The sequence below is a fragment of the Aestuariibaculum lutulentum genome (assembly GCF_032926325.1).
Lineage (GTDB): Bacteria > Bacteroidota > Bacteroidia > Flavobacteriales > Flavobacteriaceae > Aestuariibaculum > Aestuariibaculum lutulentum.
On the sequence record NZ_CP136709.1, the window covers coordinates 1,156,053 to 1,181,185 of the forward strand.

Here is a 25,133-nt window from a genome sequence, read left to right on the forward strand (position 1 = left end):
ACTATATGAACACTACTAAACCGGATATTTTAACCATTCTCGACACCCGCATTTTTCCCGGGGAGAGCAGAGAAGTTAATTTTGATGTGGCCAACCTTCACACCTCATCACCGGTTAATGTTCCTGTTATTATTGAACGTGCTAAAAAACCTGGACCTGTTGTATTATTTACAGCAGGCATCCATGGAGATGAAGTTAATGGCGTTGAAATTGTAAGACAACTTATAGCTAAAGGCATTAATAAACCTAAATGCGGTACCATTATTTGTATTCCGGTTATTAATGTTTTTGGTTTTATAAACTTAAAGCGTGAATTCCCCGATGGGCGTGATTTAAATCGGGTATTCCCCGGAAGCATTGATGGTTCATTAGCAAGTCGGGTTGCTCATAAGCTCATTAATGAGATTGTACCTTATGTCGACTATATTATCGATTTTCATACGGGAGGTTCAGGACGTTTTAATGCTCCGCAAATACGAATTACTAAAGAAAACAAACAGTTAAATGATTTAGCTAAGGTTTTTGGAGCTCCGTTTGTTTTATATTCAAAGAATCTAAACAAATCGTTCAGAAATACCTGCTATAAATTAGGCAAGCCCATGCTCCTTTTTGAAGGCGGAAAATCGTTTCACATTGATGAATCGGTTACGAATTCAGGCGTTAATGGCTCCAAACGCTTACTGAGTCATTTTGGAATGCTGAATCTGAAATCGAAATCTTCAAAACCTAAAAAAGAAACGGTATTTATTAACGAAAGCCGATGGATTCGTGCCAGCTTTTCCGGGATGTTTCGTGCTTCCATCCCTATTGGGTCTCAGGTAAAGAAAGGTGATATTTTAGGACATATTACAGATCCTTACGGCAAATTAAACCACGAAGTAAAAGCAACAAATTCAGGCTTTATAATTAATGTAAATGAAGCGCCCATCGTATATCAAGGTGATGCCCTTTTTCATATTTCAAAAAAATTAAAACGCTAAAAGCTCAAACATGCTCAAATCGGATTTACGCAAAACCTATAAACTGCTTCGCAACAATTTATCGGTAAACGATATTGAAGACCTTAGTTTAGAAATTGCCAATAAGCTATTGAAACTTCCTATTTGGGACTATTCGTTTTATCATATCTTCTTAGCTATATCTGAACAAAAAGAAGTAGACACCGATTTTATTTTAAACATCCTATCCGGTAAGGACAAACACATTGTCGTATCGAAAAGTGATTTTAAAACTGGAGAGATGATTAATTATCTTTTAACCGATAGCACATTAATAAAAAAGAACAGCTACAACATACCCGAACCTGTTGACGGTATTGAAATTGCTGCAAATAAAATTGATGTGGTCTTTATTCCGCTTTTAGCTTTTGACCAAAAAGGTAATCGTGTAGGGTACGGCAAAGGATTTTACGATCGCTTTTTAAGCCAATGTAAACCCGAAACTATAAAAATAGGATTATCTTTTTTTGATGCCGAACTTCAAATTCAAGATGTTCACAACAACGACATTACATTAGACTATTGTGTAACACCTAAAAACATTTACACGTTTTAATTATTACAACTTTCGCAATAGTTTTTTCTTAAATACTCATCTTCCAACAACTGAAAGGTAACACCACCCTTTTCAACCGCATTAAACAATTCGCAAAAACGCTGTTTATTCATGTTGGTTGCATTAAGTAATACCGTTCTGTAATCAGGATCTTTGGTTAAGTCGGGATCGACTAAAGTTAAATTCAAATAGTAAAACAATAAGTCTTCATCGATATCAATACTCCTTGCTTTTCGTTCTAACAATTCAACCGCTAAATCGGTATTCGCATAAAAACTAAAAAACTGCGCTAAACTCAAATAATCGTAATCTGAAAGTGGGAACTTTTTATAGTTACCATTTATATACTGAACCGCTTTATCCTTATTAGCATAATCTCTGGAACGCATATAATTTTCGGCTTTTATAATGTGATAATTAACCAACATTCGGGCAATGAGTCCGCTACCGATGCCGTAATTTTTAAGTGCATTAATTTCATTTTTAAGTGATACCTCATCAATTTCAATAGCATTATAACGCCATAACTTAATCTTTACCGCCATAATATTATACTTAACACCAGCATCTTTTGGCACTAACTTTTCAAGCTGTTGCAACTCATCATAAACGATTAAGGCTTCTCTAAAATCGTTCATATATTTATAAGCCGAATTCTTATTAAAAATCTTCACAAACTTATCCTGAAGTGGGATCTCCATTTTATTTAAAATATCGGAAGACGTTTCTTTAGATCGTATTTTCTCGAAAATCGAATTTTGCAACTCCTCGACTTCAGTTAAATTATTAGCAGTAACTGCAGCATTAAACTTGGCTAATAATTGGTCGGCTGATGCTGTACTATACTTATCCTTTTTTTCCAACTCCAGTTCAATAACCGCTTTCCTATGATTTTTCAAAATAGGTTCCATCTCTCTGGAAACCGCACCTTCAATCTTGGAACGTACTTCCTTTTTGGTAAGATTCGACAAATAATCGTATTTGGTTCCTTTAATATCATTAAAAAACTCCACCCAGTTTTCTGAAGCCGTTACATTTGTCTTTATTGTCGATTTTTGAAATGTTTGTAAAGCTGCCACAATACTATTGGCGCGCAATTCCTGTAATTCGATATTACGTTGCGGAATGCCTTCAATAGAAGAATAAGCTTTAATATCGATAGTTTTTATATTAAAATCTGTTAATCGCAACGAGTCATAAATGGGTTTTATATCGGCTTGAGAATAATTTGACTTATTCTTTTGAAACGGGATAATAAACTTCATGGTTTTATTTCGTATCGAATACGCTTCACCTGTTTCCGATTCTATTTTTTTAGTATCGTAAGTTAAATCGTCAAGATACATTCCCATATCCAGTAAATCCCAAGCGTAAGATTCCAAATCGTAAATCACATAATACTGACACAGGTTCCTATTACTTAAAAACAAAATATTAAACTCCATCTCATCATTAAGCAAACCTTCAGGAATATTTCCAATAAAAACACTAAAACGATTTTCGCCAGAAGTCCTTAATCCACTTTTTAAAGCTTGTGCATAAACAGGTTTTAATAAAAAACCTCTTAATTGAGTATTTGCAATAGTTTCTTCAGCGCAAGCGTAACGATCCTTTACAACAATATCGACAGCTATACCATCTCCTGAATTAACAAACAAGGTATTGAACCAATCTTTGTCGTTAACTTCAAAAAACAGCTTGTCCCCATCGCGTTTAACGGAGAACTTTACTTCTTTAGGCTTTTGTCTGAAAGCATCAAAACACGTTTTACATTTCTGATTTCTATCGGTACTTGGAAAAACAATGTCGTAGGTATGTTGAGAGAAAACATTGAAATATGATAATAGCAATAATGATAGAAGGAGGAGGGATTTTCCTTTCATTTAGTTGAGAGATTTTAAAATTGGATTAATTAATTTATAAAGTTAAAAAACTCTATAACTTTTTAAATAAGTAGATATACGTATTTTTTGCTTATTTATTGTTTTTAGGGAAAGCTTTTTTATTAAAAACAATAAGCATGATAAAACCCGTACTTATGGCCACATCGGCAATATTGAATACAGGTTCAAAGAAATTAAAACGTTTTCCTCCTGAAATTGGAAACCATTCAGGTAAATCGACCGAAAACAGAGGGAAATAAAGCATATCGACTACTTTTCCGTGTAAAAGTGAATCGTAACCGCCGGCTTCGGGTAAAAACTGTGCTACCTGATTAAAACTATCATCAAACAAAACTCCATAAAATACCGAATCTAAAATATTTCCTAAAGCACCAGCGAAGATTAGTGCTATGGCCAAAATTAAAATTTTAGACCCTTGTTTTTTAGTTGCATCGTATAGCCAATAACCAATACCAAAAATGGCAACTATTCTAAAAACGGTTAACGCTATTTTTGCAGTGCGTTCTGATATAAAGGAAGTAAAGTCACTAATTTTTGTACCCCATGCCATCCCGTCGTTCTCAATAAAATAGATTTGAAACCAACTAAAAATCTCAATATTCTCCTGTAATTTAAAATGTGTTTTAATATAAATTTTGCTTACCTGATCGACAAGCAAAATAATGAAGATTAAGACTATTGATTTTTTTAAGGACATAAATAGTTTAGCTGTTACTTAAAGGGGTGTCTTTATAAAAGAAAACGCCCCGATAATTAAACCGGGACGTTAATATTGTATACGTTAAGATTTATTGTTGCATATTTTTGGCCTCAATACTTAAGGTCGCATGAGGGACTAATTTTAAACGCTCTTTATTAATTAACTTACCAGTAACACGACATACCCCGTATGTTTTGTTTTCAATTCTAATAAGCGCATTTTTTAAGTCGCGAATAAATTTTTCCTGACGAATTGCTAAAGCCGAATTCGACTCTTTACTCATTACTTCGCTACCTTCATCAAAAGCTTTAAAAGTAGGCGACGTATCTTCGGTACCATTGGTATGGTCGTTCATATACGCACTTTTAATAAGCTCCAAATCGTGCTGTGCTTTAACAATTTTCTCTTGAATAAGTTCTTTGAACTCCGCTAAATCCTTGTCAGAATATCTAACATTTAAATCTAAACTCATAACTTTAATGCTTTTGTATAAACAATTTGGTATTTACATCATCAAACACAACATCTATACCATTTTCTAATTCATCAATTATCTCGAGTTCATTCGCTAATGTTTCAGCTTTAATATATGCCATATTCGCACCTACAGCATTAGCAACTTGCTCGTCATTCTGAAGGATTACGTCTATTCTGTCGGTAAGCTCGAAGCCTGAATCTTTTCTTAAGTTTTGAATACGATTAATAAGCTCTCTCGCTATACCTTCTTTTCTTAAGTCGTCGGTTATGGCAACATCCAGTGCAACTGTTAAAGCCCCTTCATTTGCTACTAACCATCCTTCAATATCCTGAGATGTTATCTCTACATCTCCACGCTCTAAAGTAATACTTTTTCCATTGATATCTACGTCTAAAATACCATTTTGCTCGATTTTTTTGATATCATCGGCAGTAAAGTTATTAACTAACTGAGCCACAGCTTTCATGTCTTTTCCAAATCTTGGACCTAACACTTTAAAGTTTGGTTTTATATTTTTTACCAGAATATCTGATGCATCTTCTAAAACTTCAATCTCTTTAACGTTAACCTCAGACTTTATAAGGTCTGCCACTGCTAAAATCTCATTTTTCTGAGTTTCGCTGTCGATAGGAATCATGATTTTTTGAAGCGGTTGACGCACTTTTATCTTCTCTTTAGCTCTTAGCGAAAGCACTAAAGATGAGATAGTTTGAGCACTTTCCATCTTTCTTTCTAATGACTTATCAACAAACGATTCGTCGTATTTCGGGAAATCAGCTAAGTGAACACTGTCAAATTCTTCCTTCTTGGTTACAGAATTTAAATCTAAATACAAACGATCCATAAAGAAAGGTGCAATTGGCGCACCCAACTTAGCAATGGTTACCATACAGGTATATAACGTTTGATACGCCGAAATCTTATCTTTTTCGTAATCACCTTTCCAGAAACGTCTTCTGCTTAAACGTACAAACCAGTTACTTACATAATCCTGTGTGAAATCTGAAATCGCACGAGCAGCTCTGGTTGGTTCGTATTCTGCGTAGAACTCATCTACTTTCTTAATTAAAGTATGTAATTCTGAAAGAATCCAACGGTCTATTTCCGGACGTTCTTCTAACGGGATATCGGCTTCAGCGTATGTGAAGTTATCCAGATTTGTATATAATGTGAAGAACGAATACGTGTTATATAATGTTCCGAAGAATTTACGTTTTACTTCCTCTACACCTTCTAAATCGAATTTTAAGTTATCCCAAGGATTCGCATTACTAATCATGTACCAACGCGTCGCATCGGCACCGTAATTTCCTAAGGTTTCAAACGGATCGACAGCATTACCAAGACGTTTCGACATTTTTTGTCCGTTCTTATCTAATACCAATCCGTTCGACACAACGTTTTTATAAGCTACAGAATCGAAAACCATAGTACCAATCGCATGAAGTGTATAGAACCAACCACGTGTTTGGTCTACCCCTTCAGCAATAAAGTCGGCTGGATACGATGTTCCGTTATCTATTAATTCTTTATTCTCAAATGGATAATGCCACTGCGCATAAGGCATCGCACCAGAATCGAACCATACGTCGATTAGATCGCTTTCGCGGAACATTTTCTGTCCTGATGAAGAAACTAGAACAATTTCATCAACGATATTTTTATGTAAATCGATTTGCGCGTAGTTTTCTTCAGAATTATTTCCAACTTCAAAGTTCTGGAAAATATCTTCAGTCATTACACCGGCTTCAACGGCTTTAGCCATCTCGGCTTTTAACTCTTCTACAGATCCGATGCAGATTTCCTCTTTACCATCTTCGGTTCTCCAAATCGGTAACGGAATACCCCAATAGCGTGAACGCGATAAGTTCCAATCGTTCGCATTGGCCAACCAGTTTCCAAAACGACCTGTTCCAGTAGCTTTTGGTTTCCAGTTTATGGTTTCGTTAAGCTCGAACATACGTTCTTTAACATCGGTAACTTTAATAAACCAAGAATCCAATGGGTAATAAAGAATTGGTTTATCGGTTCTCCAACAGTTCGGGTAACTGTGTTTATATTTTTCAACCTTAAAGGCTTTATTTTCTGTTTTTAACTGAATAGCGATTTCTACGTCAACCGATTTTTCTGGTTCTTCACCATCAGCATAGTACTCATTCTTCACGTATTTACCAGCATACTCACCCATTTCTGGTCTGAATTTACCTTGTAAATCTACTAACGGCACTAAGTTTCCGTTTTCGTCTTTCACCAACATTGGAGGCACTTCCGGTGTAGCTTGTTTTGCTACCAAGGCATCATCGGCACCAAAAGTAGGTGCTGTATGTACGATACCTGTTCCGTCTTCGGTAGTTACGAAATCCCCAGAAATAACTCTAAACGCATTTTCAGGATTGTCGTTTGGTAACGCATATGGTAATAATTGCTCATAAGTAATTCCTACTAAATCACTACCAACAAACTCTTTTACGATGTAGTATGGTATTTTTTTATCACCTTCTTTGTAAGCTGCAACTTCAGACTGATCCTCAACTTGCTTGAATTTTCCAGCAAACTGATAGCTCACTAATTTTTTAGCTAACACTACTTTAACCGGCTCGAAAGTATACTGGTTGAAAGTTTCAACTAAAACGTACTCAATTTTTGGCCCAACGGTTAATGCCGTGTTACTTGGTAAGGTCCAAGGTGTCGTCGTCCAGGCTAGGAAATGAATATCGCCTTCATTTTGTAAAAACTCCGGTAACGATTCTTGCTTTGTTTTAAACTGTGCAACAATGGTTGTATCGGTAACATCCTGATAGGTTCCCGGCTGATTCAACTCGTGAGAACTTAATCCTGTCCCCGCTTTTGGTGAATACGGCTGAATCGTGTACCCTTTATACAACAGGTTCTTGCTGTAAATCTGTTTTAGCAACCACCAAACTGACTCCATATATTTTGGTTTGTAGGTAATGTATGGATCTTCCATATCTACCCAATACCCCATTTTTTCTGTTAAGTCATTCCAGATGTCAGTATAACGCATAACCGCTTTACGACATGCTTCATTGTATTCTTCAACAGAAATCGTCCTACCAATATCTTCTTTAGTAATTCCTAATTCTTTCTCAACACCAAGCTCGACTGGAAGACCATGTGTATCCCAACCTGCCTTACGTTTTACCTGAAATCCTTTTTGCGTTTTGTAACGACAGAAAATATCTTTAATGGCACGCGCCATAACGTGGTGTATTCCAGGAAGACCATTTGCTGAAGGTGGTCCTTCAAAAAACACAAACGATTCGTTGTTTTCTCTTGTAGAAACACTCTTTTCAAAAATATTGTTTTCCTGCCAATAGTTAAGAATTTCTTCTGCTACTTTTGGCAAGTCAAGACCTTTATATTCAGGGAATTTAGAACTCATTTTATCAATTTTCATTTCGAGGTGCGAAATTAAGGAATTTTGACAAAATAGTCGTGCCGATTAGAAGTAAATTAAACAATAAAACCTACCAAATCTTCTATTTTTGATATCATTTGAATTTTTATCGCCGTATTCTTAAGAGAAATCTTATTGTATTTCGATACAAAAATGGTTGAAAATCCTAATTTTTCGGCCTCTAAAATGCGTTGTTCGACGCGCTGCACCGGGCGAATTTCTCCAGATAATCCCACCTCGGCGGCAAAACAAAAATCCTTTTCCAGAGCCACATCTTCGTTTGATGATAAAATGGATGCAACAACCGCCAAATCAATTGCAGGATCATCTACTGTAATACCTCCAGTGATGTTTAAAAAGACGTCTTTAGCCCCAAGTCTGAACCCAGCTCGTTTTTCTAAAACTGCCAGTAACATATTCAATCGCTTAGCATTGAATCCGGTTGCACTACGCTGTGGCGTACCATAAACCGCCGTACTTACCAATGCCTGAACTTCAATCATTAACGGGCGCATTCCCTCTAAAGTAGCAGCGACTGCATTACCTGAAAGTTCTTCGTCTTTTTTGGAAATAAGAATTTCTGATGGATTGGTAACCTCACGCAATCCCGAACCCTGCATTTCATATATTCCGAGTTCGTTGGTTGAACCAAATCGGTTTTTATTTGCTCTTAAAATTCTAAAAATATGATTGCGATCGCCTTCAAACTGAAGCACCGTGTCAACCATGTGCTCCAGAATTTTTGGTCCTGCGATATTGCCATCTTTCGTGATGTGACCAATTAAAATAACAGGCGTTGTCGTTTCTTTTGCAAATTTAATCAGCTCGGTTGTACACTCTTTAATTTGAGAAATACTTCCTGAAGACGATTCTATATAATCGCTGTGCAAGGTTTGAATAGAATCGACAATCACCACATCGGGCTCTAAAGCTTCAATCTGCTTAAAGATATTCTGCGTTTTGGTCTCCGTTAAAATGTAGCAATTATTGTTATTCGGATTAATACGCTCAGCACGCATTTTAATTTGCTTCTGACTCTCTTCACCAGAAACATAAAGGGTTTTATAAGGTAATTTTAATGAAATTTGAAGCAGCAAGGTACTCTTTCCAATACCAGGCTCCCCCCCTAAGAGTGTTAACGACCCCGGAACTAAACCTCCACCAAGCACACGGTTAAACTCTTCATCAGTTGTATCTAATCGAGGTTCCTGTGACAAATCGATATCTTTAACACGTAAAGGTACCGCAGCCTTCTTAACTGAGGAATTCGGCGATTTCCAGTCACTTTTTTCAGGTGTTTGAATAACCTCTTCAACTATTGTATTCCACTCTTTACACGCATTACATTGCCCCTGCCACTTAGCATATTGTGAGCCACAACTCTGACAAAAAAACGTTGTTTTAACTTTCGCCATTAATATCCAAAATCTGCTTTAATTGCCTCTGCTTTTTCTACCATTAGATCTTTAGTAATCCCTCCTATTTCGTCCAAAATATAAGCAGACTGATAGGTTTTCATTGCTTTTTTAGCATCACCAGTTTCTTCATAAAAACGAGCTAAATAGTAGTTTCCTAACAACGTATCAGGATAGGCATCGCGCGCCAAATCGCCTAATCTTTCAAAATCTTCAAAAGTTTCCTTCTTTTCTATTGCTGCAGCAATAGCTCTAAAATCGTTTACTAAAATTGGCTTTTTTATTCCGAATAAATCATAAATCGACTGATATTTTGCTTCTAAATAAGCTACAGGAGAATCTTCTAATTTTAAAATAACATCCTGATATTCCTGTTTACTAATTGGCTTATACACACTAAAAATAGTTTCAATCGCATTTGGCAAGGCATGTGCCGGAGCCGAATAATGTGAAGGCCCTTCAAACCCCTGATATTTATAAACGACGTTTTTATTATTCACTGTAGACATGTCTTGATTTAACACCTTAGCCATCTCTTTTACAGAACCTATATCGTTATTGGTATACGACAAATAATAAAATATTTTTGAAGCTGTTTTGCTCAACTGCCCTGGTAAATACTTAATCATACCCGGAGCTAAAACCGGACTCATGGCAATATACCCTTGGAATATTGGTTGTGGTTTCAATAAAAAGTAATTAATAAAATTAGCCGTTTCCCCATGACCTACAGCCACTTTAAAATTACCTATTTTGTACTTATTCTGGATATAAGGAATTAACTCCATGCCTACGAATTCAAAGAAACTTGCTCCAGATTCTATGGGTAATGAATTTTGCTCGGAATACAGGCAATCATCATAACGTTTACCATACTGATTAACACCTACAACAATAGCTTCCGGCATATCTTCCCAATACGAGTAATAATCTGTATTTCCTGCAACTGCTTCAAACAAATAATCACCATCAAAAACGATAAACAAAGGATAGGTTTTATTTTTATCACTTCCGTAACCTCGAGGTAACTGAATTTTTATTTCACGGGTATCACCTAATCTTGACGATTCAATTTTCTCGAATTTTACCTGAGCCTGCGTAACATTTAATGAAACTAACAGCACTAAAACAGAAAGTATACATTTCATGATAAAAAATGATTTGAGATTTATTAGGGCAAGTTATGAAATAAACTACAACTACAAAACGAGTTAGCCTTTGTTTTTTCGGTTGTAGATTGGTAAATAAATTAATGAAAGACCTCCAAAAATGATAATCATAAGGGTTTGAGAAGCCCACATAATCCACCCAAATGCAATACTAGGTTCTTCAGCAATTCCAAATAATGAAAAAGCTGCATAAACCGCCAATGGGTAAGACCCAATGCCACCGTTTGTGGCTGCTATGCTAAAACTTGCAGAAATAAAACCTACTAAAACAACTCCTAAAGAAATACCTTTTAAATCGGGAATTGCAAACGACGTGACATAAAACATGAGCACGTACATCGCCCAGATAAACAGGGTATGAAAAATGAAAGCCCACTTTTTCTTCATTTTAAAAATACTCAGTAAACCTTCCAATAAACCAGAAACAAAGGTTCTTATTTTTTGAGCAAATTTGGAATCGCTTCGCTTTAAATAATTAAAGAACAGTAGTAACCCTAAAATTCCAACGACGGCTAAACCACCTATTTTCACAGGATCTAATCGTTCAATAAAAAATCCGTAAATAAAATCGAATTGTAGAAAAAGGGTTATTACAATGATTCCCATCATAACAATTAAATCGGCAATACGTTCGGCGACAATGGTTCCAAACCCTTTTTCGAACGGGACGTCTTCGTAATTTGAAAGAATTGAAGCACGAGCTACTTCGCCGGCTCTGGGAATGGTATAATTTATTAAATAGGTAGCAAACACCGCCATAAAACTATTCGCATACCGAACATGATATCCCATGGGATCTAACTGAAACCTCCAGCGATACGCTCTGGACATATGACTTAGAAGCCCTAAAAAAACACCTAAAAGAATCCAAACATAATCAGATTCTTTTAGGTATTGAAATATTTCATCTATTGAAACTTTAGATAATGAATACCAGACTAAAAACACCCCCAACAATAAAGGAAGTACTACTTTTAAGACCTTAGTTATCTTCAGCTTCAAATAATTGAATATTTTATTTTAATAAGTTTGTTGCTTCATCTGGGAATACTAAAGAAGGCTTAAAGGTTTTAGCTTCTTCGTAATCCATAATAGCGTAAGTGATAAGAATTAACGTATCTCCTACCGCCACTTTACGGGCTGCTGCACCGTTAAGGGTAATTTCTCCACTATTACGAGGACCAGGAATACAATACGTTTCCAAACGCTCACCATTGTCGTTATTTACAATTTGAACTTTTTCGCCTTGTATAATATTGGCAGCTTCCATTAAATCCTCATCAATAGTAATACTACCAATGTAATTAAGTTCCGCACCGGTACACTTAACTCTGTGAATCTTAGATTTTACGACTTGAATTTGCATGTGGCAAAGGTAATTAATTTAGAGCAATATTGTCAATCAGTCTGATATCATCTGCATATACTGCAATAAACGCTCTGTATTGTTTGTTATTTTCTTTTTCTGTTACGGTTTTAAGAGTTACAACATCGGCGATGATAAAATATTCCAATTCTAACAACTCCTGACTTTTAAACTCATTTTCAACCCATTGTGTCACCTCTTCAGCACCTTTTGTACCAAAATGATCTTTGGCAGCTGTTAAAGTTTTGTATATAAAAGGCGCTACCTCAAGATATTCCGGCTTTAAACGTGTATTTCGAGAACTCATCGCTAAACCAGAATCTTCTCTGAAAATATCGCAACCCACAATATTTACAGGTATATTATATTTTTCAACCAGTTTTTTTACAATTTGTAACTGCTGAAAATCTTTTTCTCCAAAATAAGCGTTATCCGGTTTTGCAATTTCAAATAAACGCTTCACTATGGTTCCAACGCCATCAAAATGTCCATCACGAAAACGTCCTTCCATTTCATGTTCCAATCCGTCATAATCAAAATGCTCGGCTTCAAGTTTTCCATCGTAAACATCTTCAACTGTTGGTGCATAAACCAAGATATCATCTTTACTTACACCCTCTAACAGTCCTACATCACGTTCTAATGTTCTTGGGTATTTCTGTAAATCGTCTTTATTATCAAACTGTGTCGGGTTCACAAAAATACTAACAACAACCTTGTCATTATCCTGTAATGCCTTTTCTACCAATGCCAAATGCCCTTGGTGTAAGGCTCCCATAGTTGGCACCATACCAATGCTTAAGTTTTGGTCTTTAAAAGCACTTAATACTTTCGTAATTTGTTGTTTTTCTGAATAAACTTCCACGGTTCGATTTAAATTTAGCGGGTGCAAACTTAAGATTTTACAAGCAATCTGCATAAATTTTTGTACTTTTGCGTGTTTTTTATTTTGAATTAAAAAAAGCAGCGCCCTATTAAAACAAGTAAATTGTATTTCTAAAATCGCAGGAATACCGCATTATTGTTGCTTTAGGCCACTAACAATAAACCAAAAATAAAAGTTATTTAGGCTAGTCCCTTTTTAACACAATTAAGTACTTATAAAGCAATAAATAAAAACACATGAAAGATAAGAGGATATTGTATGTATCATCTGAAGTAGTGCCTTATTTACCGGAAACCGAAATTTCTTCAATGTCTTTTGAAGCACCAAGATTAGTCAATCAACAAGGTGGGCAAATAAGGATTTTTATGCCACGATACGGCAACATTAACGAGAGAAGACATCAATTACATGAAGTTATAAGACTTTCTGGTATCAATTTAGTGATTAACGATTTAGACATGCCACTTATTATCAAAGTAGCATCGATACCAAAAGAGCGAATCCAGGTGTATTTTATTGATAACGACGAATATTTTAAAAGAAAAGCAACGTTGACCGATGAAGACGGAAACTTATTTCCTGACAACGACGAACGTGCCATCTTTTTTGCCAAAGGCGTTATCGAAACTGTTAAAAAACTAAACTGGTCTCCAGATATTATTCACGTTCACGGTTGGCTAGCATCCCTATTACCAATCTATCTGAAAGAGTACTATAAAGATGAGCCTTTATTTAATGAAAGTAAGATTGTAACCTCGGTTTACAGCCAAAGTTTTAACAATTCATTAAATGAAGATATGGTTAATAAAGTTAAATTTGACAATATTAACGAAGATGCCATCAAAGTGCTTGAAGAGCCTTCGTACGTGAATTTAATGAAAGTAGCTGTTGATTATTCTGATGCGCTTATTATTGGATCTGAGGAAATTCCTGCAGATTTAAAAGCCTATGTAGACGCATCGAACAAACCTACTTTAGAATACAAACCAAAAGATGAATTTGGCACCGCTTACACAACATTCTTTAATGAACACGTGTTATAAGTAACCAAATATTCTTTCAAAACTATATATGAAAAAGACCATTAGCGCCCTTAAATTTTGTGCAGTTTGTTCAGTAATCATGTCATCCTTTTTCGCTTGCGATAAAGACTTTGCTTCTGTAGAAAGTGATGTACTTGGAGATGACAATACCAACTTTCAAACCAATAGAGAGTCCTTACCCATACTAGCATATAACAAAAAATTAAACTCGTTACAAATTGATGGATTAACATCTAACCTTCTTGGTGTTTTTAACGATCCTGCTTTTGGTCAAACCACAGCAAGTATAGTAACACAGGTTACACCTTCTAGTTACAGTCCGGATTTTGGTGACGATACCGTTATTGATTCTGTAGTGATGACCATTCCTTACTACAGCAGAATTACAGGTCTAGACGACGAAGGGTTAAACGAATATACCATTGGCGACTCTTTATATGGCAATGCCGAAGCTCCTATTAAATTAACCGTTTTTAAAAATGAATATTTCTTAAGAGATTTTGACCCAACGGCAGAGCTAGGCGACGTTCAGTATTACTATTCAAAAGCAGATGGTGAAATAAATGTTACTGATAATTTTGCTTTAAACGGATCGTCTACAATTAATTTTGATGACCATAAATACACGACTGATACTATCTTAGCAATTCCTTCATTTATACCAAGTGCCAAGAGAATTCTATTGGTTACTAGAGATGAAGATAATGAAGTAACTTCAAGCACCAATTTAGCGCCTTCGTTTCGCGTAAAGTTAGATACAGATTTTTGGCAATCACACATCATTGATCAAGAAGATAATGACGTGCTTTCAAATGCAAGTGCCTTTAAAAACTATTTCAGAGGATTATACTTTAAAGCTGAAACTGTCTCTGCTGATGGACATATGCTTATGCTAAACTTAGCTTCTTCAGATGCTAATATCGTTATTTACTATTCGTATAATACCACAACAGGAACTGGTGATAATGCGACAACAACGACGTCTAACAGCACTTATACTCTTAGTTTTTCTGGTAAACGTTTAAATACATTCATCAACAACTATAATTTACAAACTCTTGCGGATGGCAACTCAACAGAAGGGGATGATAAATTATATTTAAAGGGTACAGAAGGCTCCATGGCTGTTGTAGATTTATTCCCAACAGATGAAGATTTAAAAACATTCATTGACAACCACAGAGTTTTACTTGAAAACGGAGAATACAAAAAAGACGAAAGAGGCAACTATATTTTACAACGTCTAATTAACGATGCGCAATTAATCGTTTATGAAGACCAGAGTATGAATACCGGAGGAGATGAAGATTTCCACAAATACGATCGCCTATACGCTTATGATGTTAACAACAACATCCCTTTAATTGACTATTCTGTAGATCCAATTTCTAATACAGCAGATCCTTTCAATTCTATTGTTGTACATTTAGGGCAACGCAGAGAAAACGACGAAAACGGACAAGCTAAATACAAAATCCGCATCACAGAACATTTGAATAATATTTTATTAAGAGATTCAACAAATACGAAAGTTGGTTTGGTTTTATCGACTAATGTAAACTCAACCACAAATGCTAAAATATTAAATAGTGAAGGTAGCGAAGTAACAAATGTGCCAGCTACTTCCATTATTACACCAAGAGGGACTATTTTACACGGAACGAACGATAATGTTTCTGAAACTGTAAAAATGAAATTAGAAGTATTTTTCACTGAACCTAAGGAATAAGATTTATGTGTGGAATTGTAGGATATATAGGCAAGCGTGAAGCCTATCCTATCATTATTGAAGGCTTAAAACGCCTTGAATATAGAGGATACGATAGTGCTGGGGTAGCGCTTTATGATGGTGATAACCTTAGAATATCTAAAACAAAAGGGAAAGTTTCCGATTTAGAAGAACGTTGTAAAAACGAAAACAACACATTTGGAAACATTGGAATTGGTCATACGCGTTGGGCAACGCATGGTGTCCCAAACGATGTCAATTCTCATCCTCATGTATCAAACTCAGGAAATCTGGCGATAATTCATAACGGAATTATTGAAAATTACGAATCGCTTAAGAAAGAATTAATCTCCAGAGGCTATACCTTTAAATCGGATACTGATACCGAAGTTTTAATCAATCTTATTGAAGACATTCAAAAGCAAGAAGATGTAAAACTTGGTAAGGCAGTACAGATTGCATTAAATCAGGTTATCGGAGCTTACGCTATTGCTGTCTTTGACCAAAACAACCCGGATGAAATTGTTATTGCGCGATTAGGAAGTCCATTAACGGTTGGTGTTGGTGAAGACGAATTCTTTATCGCCAGCGATGCCTCTCCATTTTTAGAATACACTAAAAACGCCATTTACCTGGAAGATGAAGAAATGGCTATTGTGAGACTGCATCGTGAGATTAAAGTCAGAAAAATTAAAGACGATTCTTTAGTCGATCCATATATTCAGGAATTAAAACTAAATCTTGAGCAAATAGAAAAAGGGGGTTACGAGCATTTCATGTTAAAAGAAATTCACGAGCAACCTAAAGCCATTACCGATACCTATCGGGGTAGATTGTTAAGAAACGAAGCTATTATTAAAATGGCAGGTGTTGAGGATAACATGAAGAAATTCCTTAATGCTAACAGAATCATAATTGTAGCTTGTGGCACGTCGTGGCACGCTGGTTTAGTTGCTGAATATATTTTTGAAGATTTAGCAAGAATTCCGGTTGAAGTAGAATATGCTTCAGAGTTTAGATACAGAAATCCCATCATTAACGAGAACGATATTGTTATCGCCATCTCACAATCTGGTGAAACTGCCGATACATTAGCTGCTATAAAACTTGCCAAGTCTAAAGGCGCATTTGTTTTTGGTGTTTGTAATGTGGTTGGATCTTCTATTGCTCGCGAAACTCATGCAGGTGCTTACACGCATGCGGGACCAGAAATTGGAGTAGCTTCAACCAAAGCTTTTACAACCCAAATTACTGTATTAACACTAATGGCATTAAGGTTAGCAAGAGCTAAAGGAACTATTAGTAGTTCTGAATTCCGTCAGCATTTATTAGAACTAGAAATGATTCCTAAAAAGGTGGAAAAAGCTTTAGAAGCCGATGCTCATATTAGAGAGATTTCAGATTTATATAAAGATTCTCGCAACTGTTTATATTTAGGTCGCGGGTACAATTTCCCGGTAGCACTTGAAGGCGCCTTAAAACTTAAGGAGATTTCATATATACATGCTGAAGGTTATCCGGCAGCCGAAATGAAACATGGTCCAATCGCCTTAATTGACGAAAACATGCCAATCATTGTCATTGCAACAAAAAAAGGGCATTACGAAAAAGTAGTGAGTAACATTCAGGAGATTAAATCAAGAAAAGGAAAAATTATTGGTATTGTTACTGAAGGCGATGAACAGGTAAGAGCCCTTGCCGATCACGTGATTGAAGTTCCGGAAACCTTAGAATCGTTATCTCCATTATTAACGACTATTCCCCTTCAGCTTTTATCATACCATATTGCGGTATTACTAGGCAAAAATGTAGATCAACCTAGAAACTTAGCAAAATCGGTTACTGTTGAATAAATAAAATAAGAACACATTATAAAAAGCGCCAAAGTTCAAAATGAATTTTGGCGCTTTTCTTTTTATCAGAACAACTAAAAACATGTACTAATTTATCTATCAGATATCATTTCGGACACCTCATACATAGCCTAAACTTAATTTTAGTAAAAATCTAAAATCGGCTATTATGAAGACTCTAAACAAAACCATCTCTCTTTTTATTATGCTATTTAGCGCAATATTACTTGCGCAAACCACCATTTCAGGATCGGTTGTAGACTCCAATAACCAACCACTTATTGATGCACATATTATTATTGAAAATTCTATTTATGGAACCTATACCGATACGGAAGGTCATTTCATTTTAACAGTGGATATAACACCTCCTTTTAATCTTTCAGCGAGTCGAATAGGTTACAAAACTCTTTCAATTCAAGTTTTAAATGATAATCAAATTATTAATTTCATATTAGACGAAGGAACCGACCTAGATGACACGGTCGTTTATGGCTCTAGAAAACCAGAAAGTGTTCGGGAATCACCAGTGCCTATTGAAATTTTTGACGCGACAGACATTAGAGTAAGTACAGCAACACCAAATTTCTATACCAGTCTTGAAAATTTAAAAGGTGTTGATATCAATCATGGTAGTTTAACTTTCAACTCTGTTAATACGCGTGGTTTTGCAACTTTCGCAAATAACCGGTTTGTACAACTCATAGACGGCATGGATAATGCCTCTCCAGCCCTCAACTTTGTTATGGGGAATCTTGTTGGTATGAACGAGCTCGATGTACACAGTGTAGAGTTACTCCCGGGTGCTTCTTCCGCCTTATACGGCGCCAATGCATTTAATGGCATTTTATTCATGACCAGTAAAAATCCTTTTAATTTTGAAGGCATTAGTGCTTATTACAAACAAGGCATTACTTCGCAAGACGCAGCAGGCGACAACACTTACAGAGATTTCGGAATAAGAGCAGCTCACAAATTCAGTGATAAATTTGCCGGAAAAGCTTCCTTTTCATTTTTAAAAGGCACCGATTGGTATGCTACAGATTATAATGAATATACTAGAGGTCTAGTTGGTACACCTGATAATATTTCCCCCTTTAGATCAAGTCCCGCCCATGACGGATTAAATATATATGGAGATGAAATTTCATTAGGTGCTGCCCTGGGAATGAATTTAAAAGAACTGGTTCAAGCTTATGAAGGTTTTCTGTTCCCTATAGGTTCATCTATGCTAGTTCCTGAAGACAATGTTGCCAGAACAGGATACAGAGAGCAAGATTTAACAGATTATAATGCCAATAGTTTAAAAGCAGACTTTGCTTTACATTACAGACCTCTTGCTGACGATTTAGAAATTATCTGGAATTCCAGATTAGGTCGAGGTAATACCATTTTTCAGGGTGGCAATAGGTATCAGCTAAAAAACTTCTTTATTCAGCAACATCGACTGGAAATTAAAAACGATAATTTCTTTTTAAGAGGGTACACAACCAGTGAAAAAGCTGGCGATTCTTATGATATGTTTTTTACAGGACTTAATATGAATAAGGTTGGCGCCGAAGAATGGTTTGGTACCTACGCCGGTGCTTACCTTCAAGGAGCGGCTCAAGTTCAGGCAAGTGGAGGCAATCCATTTGATCCAACTATTCAGGAGCAATTACACTTCGCTTCCAGAAATGCTGCCGATCAATTAGTAACCATACAACCAGGAACCCCCCAATTTAAAACCCTGTTTAATCAAATAACGTCAGATCCAGATGTTAATACTGGTTCTAAATTTATAGACAATTCTAAAATGTATGTTGTTGAAGGTAATTATAACTTTAGTAGTCTTTTAAAGGATGTTGTGGATTTACAAATAGGTGGTTCTGCCAGACAGTATGCATTGAATTCTCAAGGAACTATTTTCACAGATTATGATGGTCCAATTAAGTACGATGAATACGGTGCTTATATTCAGGGGATAAAAAAACTAGCTGATGACCGATTAAAAGTTACAGCCTCGATTCGCTATGACAAAAATGAATTTTTTGATGCGAATTTATCGCCCAGAGTATCCTTAGTTTATTTTGCAGGAGCCAACAAAAACCATAATATTAGAGCATCTTTTCAAACGGGCTTTAGAAACCCGCATACGCAATCCCTTTTTATTGGACTTAATGTTGGTGATGTTCTTTTGGTTGGAGGTGCTCCAGCTAATCTAGATAGAAACTTACCAAACACTAACTTAACGGCCAGAGATGCCTATTCCGGTTCCTACTCGCTAGCTTCCTTTCTGGCTTTTGCCGCATCGCAAGGCGCTTCTCCCATAGAACCAGTAAACAAAACAGGAATAACCCCGCTTGTAGAGCCAGAAAAAGTAAAGGCATTCGATCTTGGTTACCGCGGTACAATCGGCCCTGTAGATATCGATTTTAGTGCTTATTATAACAATTACGACAATTTCCTTGCCGAGAAAGTAGTCATAACTCCAAATTCAGGTTCAACTAGTGATTTAAGCGGTATTGCCGATATAGCTTCAGGAAATTATACTATATTTCAATTGAATACAAATTCATCTGCAGACATCAGTTCTTATGGCGCCATTATAGGGTTATCAACACGAATAGCCAAAGATTTTAAATTAAGCGCAAGTTATAACTTTACTAAATTCGACTTCGATCAATCCTCAGATCCGGATTTCAGTGCTGGATTCAACACCCCTGAACATAAGGTAAAACTATCATTAGGTAATCCCAATCTTTTTAAAAACTTTGGATTTCAAGTTAACGGACGTTGGAGTGACGAATACCTATGGCAAGCCAATATAGCCAACGCCATCATACCTTCAAGAACTGTTATCGATGCTCAAATAAATTACACCATACCTGCTATAAAATCAATTTTTAAAATTGGTGGAACCAATTTAGGAGGAAAAGAATATCAAAGTGCTGTGGGTACAGGTTTTATCGGGCAACAATACTTTATTTCGTGGACAATCAACAATTTATAAATTAGTGTAAAATTTTAGATAAAAAGCGCCAAAAATAAAATTACTTTTGGCGCTTTTTTTATATTTTTCCGACAGCTATTATGGAATAGATAAAATTTCATGATTTTTTTTGCAAAATATACTATGCATGCATAATTTTTTATATTTTTATCAATACGCAATTGATTTTTGTGTCTTACTAAACTAAAACTTAACTAATTTTAAATGAAAACAATTCTCCCTGTCTTGTTGTTGCTATGGTGTTTTGTATCCAATGCACAAACAAAAATTTCCGGTATTGTTAAGGATGATAACAACCTTCCGCTTCCAGGAGCGAACGTGGTGGTTGTAGGAACCTCTACAGGAACCGTGAGTGATTTTGATGGAAATTTCAGTTTAACTGTAAATATGACTCCGCCGTTTAAAGTACAGGCCAGTAGTGTTGGTTTTGATACGGCTACAGAAGAAATAACAAAAGACGGGCAAATAATTACCTTCATATTAAAAGAAGGAACCTCATTAGATGAAGTGGTTATTTCAGCATCGCGAACTCCTGAACGTATTTTTGAATCGCCCGTTACCGTGGAGCGTTTTGGGTTAAGAGATATCAAGAATACAACATCTGTTGATTTTTATGATGGCCTTGAAAATCTAAAAGGCGTTGATATCAACACCAATAGTTTAACCTTTAAATCGGTTAATACAAGAGGTTTTGCCACGTTTGCCAACAACCGCTTTATGCAATTGGTAGACGGTATGGACAACTCCACTCCTGCCTTAAACTTCCCTATAGGAAATTTAGTGGGAATGACTGAAACTGATGTGGAAAGCGTTGAGCTACTTCCTGGTGCCTCTTCGGCACTTTACGGAGCAAATGCCTTCAACGGTATTTTATTCATGAGAAGTAAAAATCCGTTTAAACACCACGGTATTAGTGCTTCAGTAAAACGCGGTATCACTTCGCAAAAAGCCGCAGGTGACAACCCATATACTGATGTTAGTTTTAGAGCTGCTCATAAATTCACAGAACACTTTGCTGCAAAAGTGAATTTCGGATATTTAAAAGGTACAGACTGGGCTGCAACCAGTGAAGCTGATAAAATGACACCTGGAGGTACCAGACTAAATCCAAATTACGATGGTATTAATGTTTATGGTGATGAAGTTTCTACGAATATAAAAGAAGTCGCCGTTGCTTTAGAAGGCTTAGGTATTTTACCAAGTGGCGCTAATGCCCTTGTGCCTTCAGTAGATGTTAGTAGAACAGGATATAACGAAAAGTATTTGACCGATTATAATGCTGAGAGTGTTAAAGCGGACTGGGGACTATATTTCAGACCTTGGGCTAACGATTTCGAAATTCAGTATGTTGGAAAAGTAGGTACAGGAACAACCTTGTATCAGGGCACTAATCGCTACTATATTGATGGTTTCTTTCAACAACAACATAAATTAGAAGTTAAAAACGATAATTTTTTCGTTAGAACCTATGTTGTAACCGATAAAGCGGGAGACTCTTACGACATGGTATTTACCGGAATAAACATTAACCGTGCATGGAAGGACGATGAAACCTGGTTTGGTGAATATGCGGGAACTTTTGTTCAGGCAACTCTTGGTGGCGCTACCGAAGAACAGGCACATGCTATGGCTAGGTCTGTTGCAGATACAGGACGTTACCTTCCTGGAACTCCACAATACATCGCAGCGTTTAACAAAAGTATTAATGACCCTGATTTATCTACCGGATCAAAATTCCAGGATGCCTCAGAATATTACCATACCGATGCCAATTACAACTTTAGCCATTTGATAGACTGGGCTGAAATTCAGGTTGGTGGTTCATACAGAAAATACAGTTTAAACTCCTTCGGAACTATTTATACTGACACCGACGGAACAATTGATTACTCAGAATATGGTATTTACACCCAAATTCAGAAAGCCTTTGATTTAAATGAAAGCTTAAATCTGAAATTAACCGGGTCTATTCGTTATGATAAATCCGAATTTTTCGATGGATTTTATTCTCCAAGACTTTCAGCAGGTTTAACGATTAATAAAGACCACAACATTAGAGCCTCCGTTCAAACTGGGTTTAGAAATCCAACTACTCAGGATTTGTTCATCGGACTTGATGCCGGACGTGCCATCTTGGTAGGATCGGCACCAGAGAATTTAGACCGATGGTCAAGAACCTATAATGTTAGCGCCACAGGCCAAACTCTGTACGGACAACCTGCAACCATTACCCAAACAGGAGCTGTCGCTTATAACAACTCTTACACATCAAGCTCAGTTGCCTTATTAGGCGAAACCGGAGACCCAAGTGTTTTAGAAATTTCTAATCCAGAACTTGTTAAACCTGAAAAAGTAACTTCAGGTGAAATTGGTTATCGTGGAAAAATAAACAATTTCGTAATCGACTTTAGTGCTTATTACAACTCTTACAAAGACTTCCTTTCACAAGAAGTTGTGGTTTCTCCTTACTATGGAACTGTGGGAGATGGAGGCTTATCAGTAGCTGCAATTTCGAATAGTGACTTCCAGGCCTATAGCACATATACCAATTCGCCTGCTAATGTTAATTCATATGGAGCATCTATAAGTGTATCGACTAAACTTTTTGGTAATTACGATTTAAGCGGAAGTTACACCTATGCTAAATTAGATTTCGATCAAAGTAAATATCCAGACTTCACTACGTTCTTCAATACGCCAGAGCATAAATTCAAAGCTTCATTTGGTAATCCGGAAGTTATTAAAAACTTAGGATTCAATATCTCTTATAGATTTAGTGATGATTACTATTGGGAAGCAACCTTCGGAAATGGAGCCATTCCGGAATTTAATGTGTTAGATGCTCAAATTAGTTATACGGTTCCTAAGTTAAAATCTCAGTTTAAAATAGGAGGAACAAACCTAACAGGCAAAGAATATTATACCGCCTTTGGTACGGGTTACATCGGGTCTATGTTCTACGCTTCGTGGGTAATTAATAACTTATAAAATGAAAATCATGAAATTAAAATATATTGCCCTGTTATTAATTACAACCGGGCTTACAGCTTGTAACGATTTGGAAGATGTTAACCGTGAAGAAGCAGAAGTTATTCTTCCGGCATTAACCTCAGGAACAGCCGATTTTTCAACTTATGTATCTTTAGGAAATTCACTTACGGCTGGTTATACCGATAACGCTCTGTTTATTGCCGCTCAGGAAAATTCAATTCCCAATATCCTGGCTTCAAAATTTGCATTAGCTGGAGGAGGTGAATTTAAACAACCTTTAATGAACGATAATTACGGCGGATTAGCTTACGGAGGTACCCGAATAGCAGATCCTCGTTTAGTTTTTAACGGCTCAGGTCCTGCTTCTTTAGAATCTGTAATTGGTTCTATAAACGTTTCAACAGATTTAGCATTAAATAATCCAACAGGGCCATTTAATAATATGGGGGTGCCGGGAGCAAAATCCTATCATTTATTATATGATGGCTTAGGAAATCCTTCAGGGTTACTAACAGACCCAATGACAGCCAATCCATATTTTGTACGAATGGCATCGAGTACCTCAGCTACTGTATTGGGTGATGCTATGGCACAATCGCCGACATTCTTTTCTTTGTGGATAGGAAATAACGATGTTTTAGGCTATGCCTTATCTGGAGGAGATGGTAGCAATCCAATTACACCATTAGATGGCGCTATAGGCGTTGGGTTTACTCAAACTTACGGAGCTATTATTGCAACACTAACCTCACAAGGAGCAAAAGGTGTTGTGGCTAATATTCCCGATGTGATCAGTATTCCACACTTTACAACAGTACCTCACAATCCAATTCCATTAGATGCTGCAACTGCAACTTACTTAAATAGTACATCGGCTTACGGTGCTTACAATGCGGGTATTATTCAAGCATTTGCTTATCTCGTTGGAAATGGTTTAATGACCCAGGATGCAGCAGATGCTGAAATTGCTAAAAGAACCATAACATTTGAAGCTGACACAACCAATGCAGTAGTTATTATGGATGAATACTTAACTGATTTAACGGGTTTAAATCCAGCTTTAGTAAGCATGAGACAGGCAACTGCCGATGACTTATTAGTGCTAACGGCTTCAACGTTTATAGGTACCGAAGCTGTTCCTGGAAATCCCCAAACCGTTAATGGAGTTGCCATTCCTTTAGCCGATAAATGGGTTTTAACACCTGAAGAACAAGAAGAAATAGCTACGGCAACTTCAACCTTTAATGCCATTATTGATAATGTAAGACAACAAGCCGGATTAGCAATGGTAGATACCAATTCTATACTAAATCAATTGGCAAATGGCGGTGTAACAAGTGGAGATTATACTTTAACCTCTAATTTAGTTGTTGGTGGAGCCTTTTCTTTAGATGGGGTGCATTTAACTGCCAGAGGTTATGCTTATTTAGCTAACGAATTTATGAAAGCTATAGATGCGACCTACAATTCCAATTTTGTAGATTCAGGACAATTGGTTGATATAGGAAATTACCCAACGAATTATTCGCCAACACTGCAATAACAAGACTTTTAATAATAAAATTTAACACCTTCAAAATGAGGGTGTTTTTTTATTCTAAAAAACCTGAAAAAACAACTTTCTTTTTAAATTAA

General features: G+C 36.3%; 17 protein-coding genes. 8 read left to right on the forward strand and 9 right to left on the reverse strand.

The genetic code is table 11. The features are described 5' to 3' along the window. Positions 1-5: 5 nt before the first annotated feature. Positions 6-980, forward strand: coding sequence for a succinylglutamate desuccinylase/aspartoacylase family protein (locus R1X58_RS04920; RefSeq protein WP_240572240.1), 975 nt, complete (start codon positions 6-8; stop codon positions 978-980). A gap of 10 nt (positions 981-990) precedes the next feature. Then, entirely contained in the window at positions 991-1,554 is a 564-nt protein-coding gene (locus R1X58_RS04925) for a 5-formyltetrahydrofolate cyclo-ligase (protein WP_240572241.1), read from the forward strand. On the opposite strand, the gene R1X58_RS04930 is transcribed toward R1X58_RS04925, so the two are convergent. The 9 genes from R1X58_RS04930 to panC form a co-directional block, all read right to left on the reverse strand. Further along, positions 1,551-3,437 (reverse strand): hypothetical protein, encoded by a 1,887-nt coding sequence (locus R1X58_RS04930; protein WP_240572242.1) that lies wholly within the window; start codon positions 3,435-3,437, stop codon positions 1,551-1,553. The genes R1X58_RS04925 and R1X58_RS04930 overlap by 4 nt on opposite strands. A 91-nt stretch (positions 3,438-3,528) precedes the next feature. Further along, on the reverse strand, positions 3,529-4,155 hold the full coding sequence (locus tag R1X58_RS04935; RefSeq protein WP_240572243.1) for a lipoprotein signal peptidase: 627 nt from the start codon (positions 4,153-4,155) through the stop codon (positions 3,529-3,531). A gap of 91 nt (positions 4,156-4,246) precedes the next feature. Then, a complete protein-coding gene (locus R1X58_RS04940) occupies positions 4,247-4,630 on the reverse strand; it encodes a TraR/DksA family transcriptional regulator (RefSeq protein ID WP_188222823.1) in 384 nt (127 codons plus the stop codon). 4 nt (positions 4,631-4,634) lie between these two features. Beyond that, positions 4,635-8,039 carry an isoleucine--tRNA ligase gene (gene ileS / locus R1X58_RS04945; RefSeq protein ID WP_240572678.1) on the reverse strand — a complete coding sequence of 1,135 codons (3,405 nt, stop codon included), beginning with the start codon at positions 8,037-8,039 and terminating at the stop codon, positions 4,635-4,637. A gap of 71 nt (positions 8,040-8,110) precedes the next feature. Beyond that, positions 8,111-9,469 carry a DNA repair protein RadA gene (radA, locus tag R1X58_RS04950; protein WP_240572244.1) on the reverse strand — a complete coding sequence of 453 codons (1,359 nt, stop codon included), beginning with the start codon at positions 9,467-9,469 and terminating at the stop codon, positions 8,111-8,113. Further along, entirely contained in the window at positions 9,469-10,617 is a 1,149-nt protein-coding gene (locus R1X58_RS04955) for an alpha/beta hydrolase (RefSeq protein WP_240572245.1), read from the reverse strand. The genes radA and R1X58_RS04955 overlap by 1 nt, the downstream gene beginning before the upstream one ends. 63 nt (positions 10,618-10,680) lie before the next feature. Continuing rightward, positions 10,681-11,640 carry a lysylphosphatidylglycerol synthase transmembrane domain-containing protein gene (locus R1X58_RS04960; RefSeq protein WP_240572246.1) on the reverse strand — a complete coding sequence of 320 codons (960 nt, stop codon included), beginning with the start codon at positions 11,638-11,640 and terminating at the stop codon, positions 10,681-10,683. Positions 11,641-11,653: 13 nt separating this feature from the next. After that, positions 11,654-12,004, reverse strand: a complete 351-nt coding sequence (gene panD / locus R1X58_RS04965) for an aspartate 1-decarboxylase (protein WP_188214471.1) — start codon at positions 12,002-12,004, stop codon at positions 11,654-11,656. 13 nt (positions 12,005-12,017) lie between these two features. Next, the gene (gene panC, locus R1X58_RS04970) at positions 12,018-12,869 is read right to left on the reverse strand and encodes a pantoate--beta-alanine ligase (protein WP_240572247.1); all 852 of its coding nucleotides are present in this window, start codon (positions 12,867-12,869) and stop codon (positions 12,018-12,020) included. Between the two features lie 257 nt (positions 12,870-13,126). Here panC and R1X58_RS04975 point away from each other — a divergent pair, with 257 nt between their 5' ends. The 6 genes from R1X58_RS04975 to R1X58_RS05000 all read left to right on the forward strand — a co-directional run bounded on the left by R1X58_RS04975 (position 13,127) and on the right by R1X58_RS05000 (position 25,041). Further along, positions 13,127-13,933, forward strand: coding sequence for a glycogen/starch synthase (locus R1X58_RS04975; RefSeq protein ID WP_240572249.1), 807 nt, complete (start codon positions 13,127-13,129; stop codon positions 13,931-13,933). 28 nt (positions 13,934-13,961) lie between these two features. Then, positions 13,962-15,662 carry a DUF4270 domain-containing protein gene (locus R1X58_RS04980; RefSeq protein ID WP_240572250.1) on the forward strand — a complete coding sequence of 567 codons (1,701 nt, stop codon included), beginning with the start codon at positions 13,962-13,964 and terminating at the stop codon, positions 15,660-15,662. 5 nt (positions 15,663-15,667) lie between these two features. After that, positions 15,668-17,515 (forward strand): glutamine--fructose-6-phosphate transaminase (isomerizing), encoded by a 1,848-nt coding sequence (gene glmS, locus R1X58_RS04985; RefSeq protein ID WP_240572252.1) that lies wholly within the window; start codon positions 15,668-15,670, stop codon positions 17,513-17,515. A gap of 169 nt (positions 17,516-17,684) precedes the next feature. After that, the gene (locus R1X58_RS04990; RefSeq protein ID WP_240572253.1) at positions 17,685-20,507 is read left to right on the forward strand and encodes a TonB-dependent receptor domain-containing protein; all 2,823 of its coding nucleotides are present in this window, start codon (positions 17,685-17,687) and stop codon (positions 20,505-20,507) included. Between the two features lie 204 nt (positions 20,508-20,711). Next, on the forward strand, positions 20,712-23,495 hold the full coding sequence (locus R1X58_RS04995) for a TonB-dependent receptor (protein WP_240572254.1): 2,784 nt from the start codon (positions 20,712-20,714) through the stop codon (positions 23,493-23,495). A 10-nt stretch (positions 23,496-23,505) separates the two neighbouring features. Then, a complete protein-coding gene (locus R1X58_RS05000) occupies positions 23,506-25,041 on the forward strand; it encodes an SGNH/GDSL hydrolase family protein (protein ID WP_240572255.1) in 1,536 nt (511 codons plus the stop codon). Positions 25,042-25,133: the final 92 nt, after the last annotated feature.

Bases quoted from the DNA above. Each gene is read 5' to 3' on its own strand.
- R1X58_RS04920 (WP_240572240.1), top strand. From the start codon at position 6: ATGAACACTACTAAACCGGATATTTTAACCATTCTCGACACCCGCATT.
- R1X58_RS04925 (WP_240572241.1), top strand. From the start codon at position 991: ATGCTCAAATCGGATTTACGCAAAACCTATAAACTGCTTCGCAACAAT.
- R1X58_RS04930 (WP_240572242.1), bottom strand. From the start codon at position 3,437: ATGAAAGGAAAATCCCTCCTCCTTCTATCATTATTGCTATTATCATAT.
- R1X58_RS04935 (WP_240572243.1), bottom strand. From the start codon at position 4,155: ATGTCCTTAAAAAAATCAATAGTCTTAATCTTCATTATTTTGCTTGTC.
- R1X58_RS04940 (WP_188222823.1), bottom strand. From the start codon at position 4,630: ATGAGTTTAGATTTAAATGTTAGATATTCTGACAAGGATTTAGCGGAG.
- ileS (WP_240572678.1), bottom strand. From the start codon at position 8,039: ATGAGTTCTAAATTCCCTGAATATAAAGGTCTTGACTTGCCAAAAGTA.
- radA (WP_240572244.1), bottom strand. From the start codon at position 9,469: ATGGCGAAAGTTAAAACAACGTTTTTTTGTCAGAGTTGTGGCTCACAA.
- R1X58_RS04955 (WP_240572245.1), bottom strand. From the start codon at position 10,617: ATGAAATGTATACTTTCTGTTTTAGTGCTGTTAGTTTCATTAAATGTT.
- panD (WP_188214471.1), bottom strand. From the start codon at position 12,004: ATGCAAATTCAAGTCGTAAAATCTAAGATTCACAGAGTTAAGTGTACC.
- R1X58_RS04975 (WP_240572249.1), top strand. From the start codon at position 13,127: ATGAAAGATAAGAGGATATTGTATGTATCATCTGAAGTAGTGCCTTAT.
- R1X58_RS04980 (WP_240572250.1), top strand. From the start codon at position 13,962: ATGAAAAAGACCATTAGCGCCCTTAAATTTTGTGCAGTTTGTTCAGTA.
- glmS (WP_240572252.1), top strand. From the start codon at position 15,668: ATGTGTGGAATTGTAGGATATATAGGCAAGCGTGAAGCCTATCCTATC.
- R1X58_RS04990 (WP_240572253.1), top strand. From the start codon at position 17,685: ATGAAGACTCTAAACAAAACCATCTCTCTTTTTATTATGCTATTTAGC.
- R1X58_RS04995 (WP_240572254.1), top strand. From the start codon at position 20,712: ATGAAAACAATTCTCCCTGTCTTGTTGTTGCTATGGTGTTTTGTATCC.
- R1X58_RS05000 (WP_240572255.1), top strand. From the start codon at position 23,506: ATGAAATTAAAATATATTGCCCTGTTATTAATTACAACCGGGCTTACA.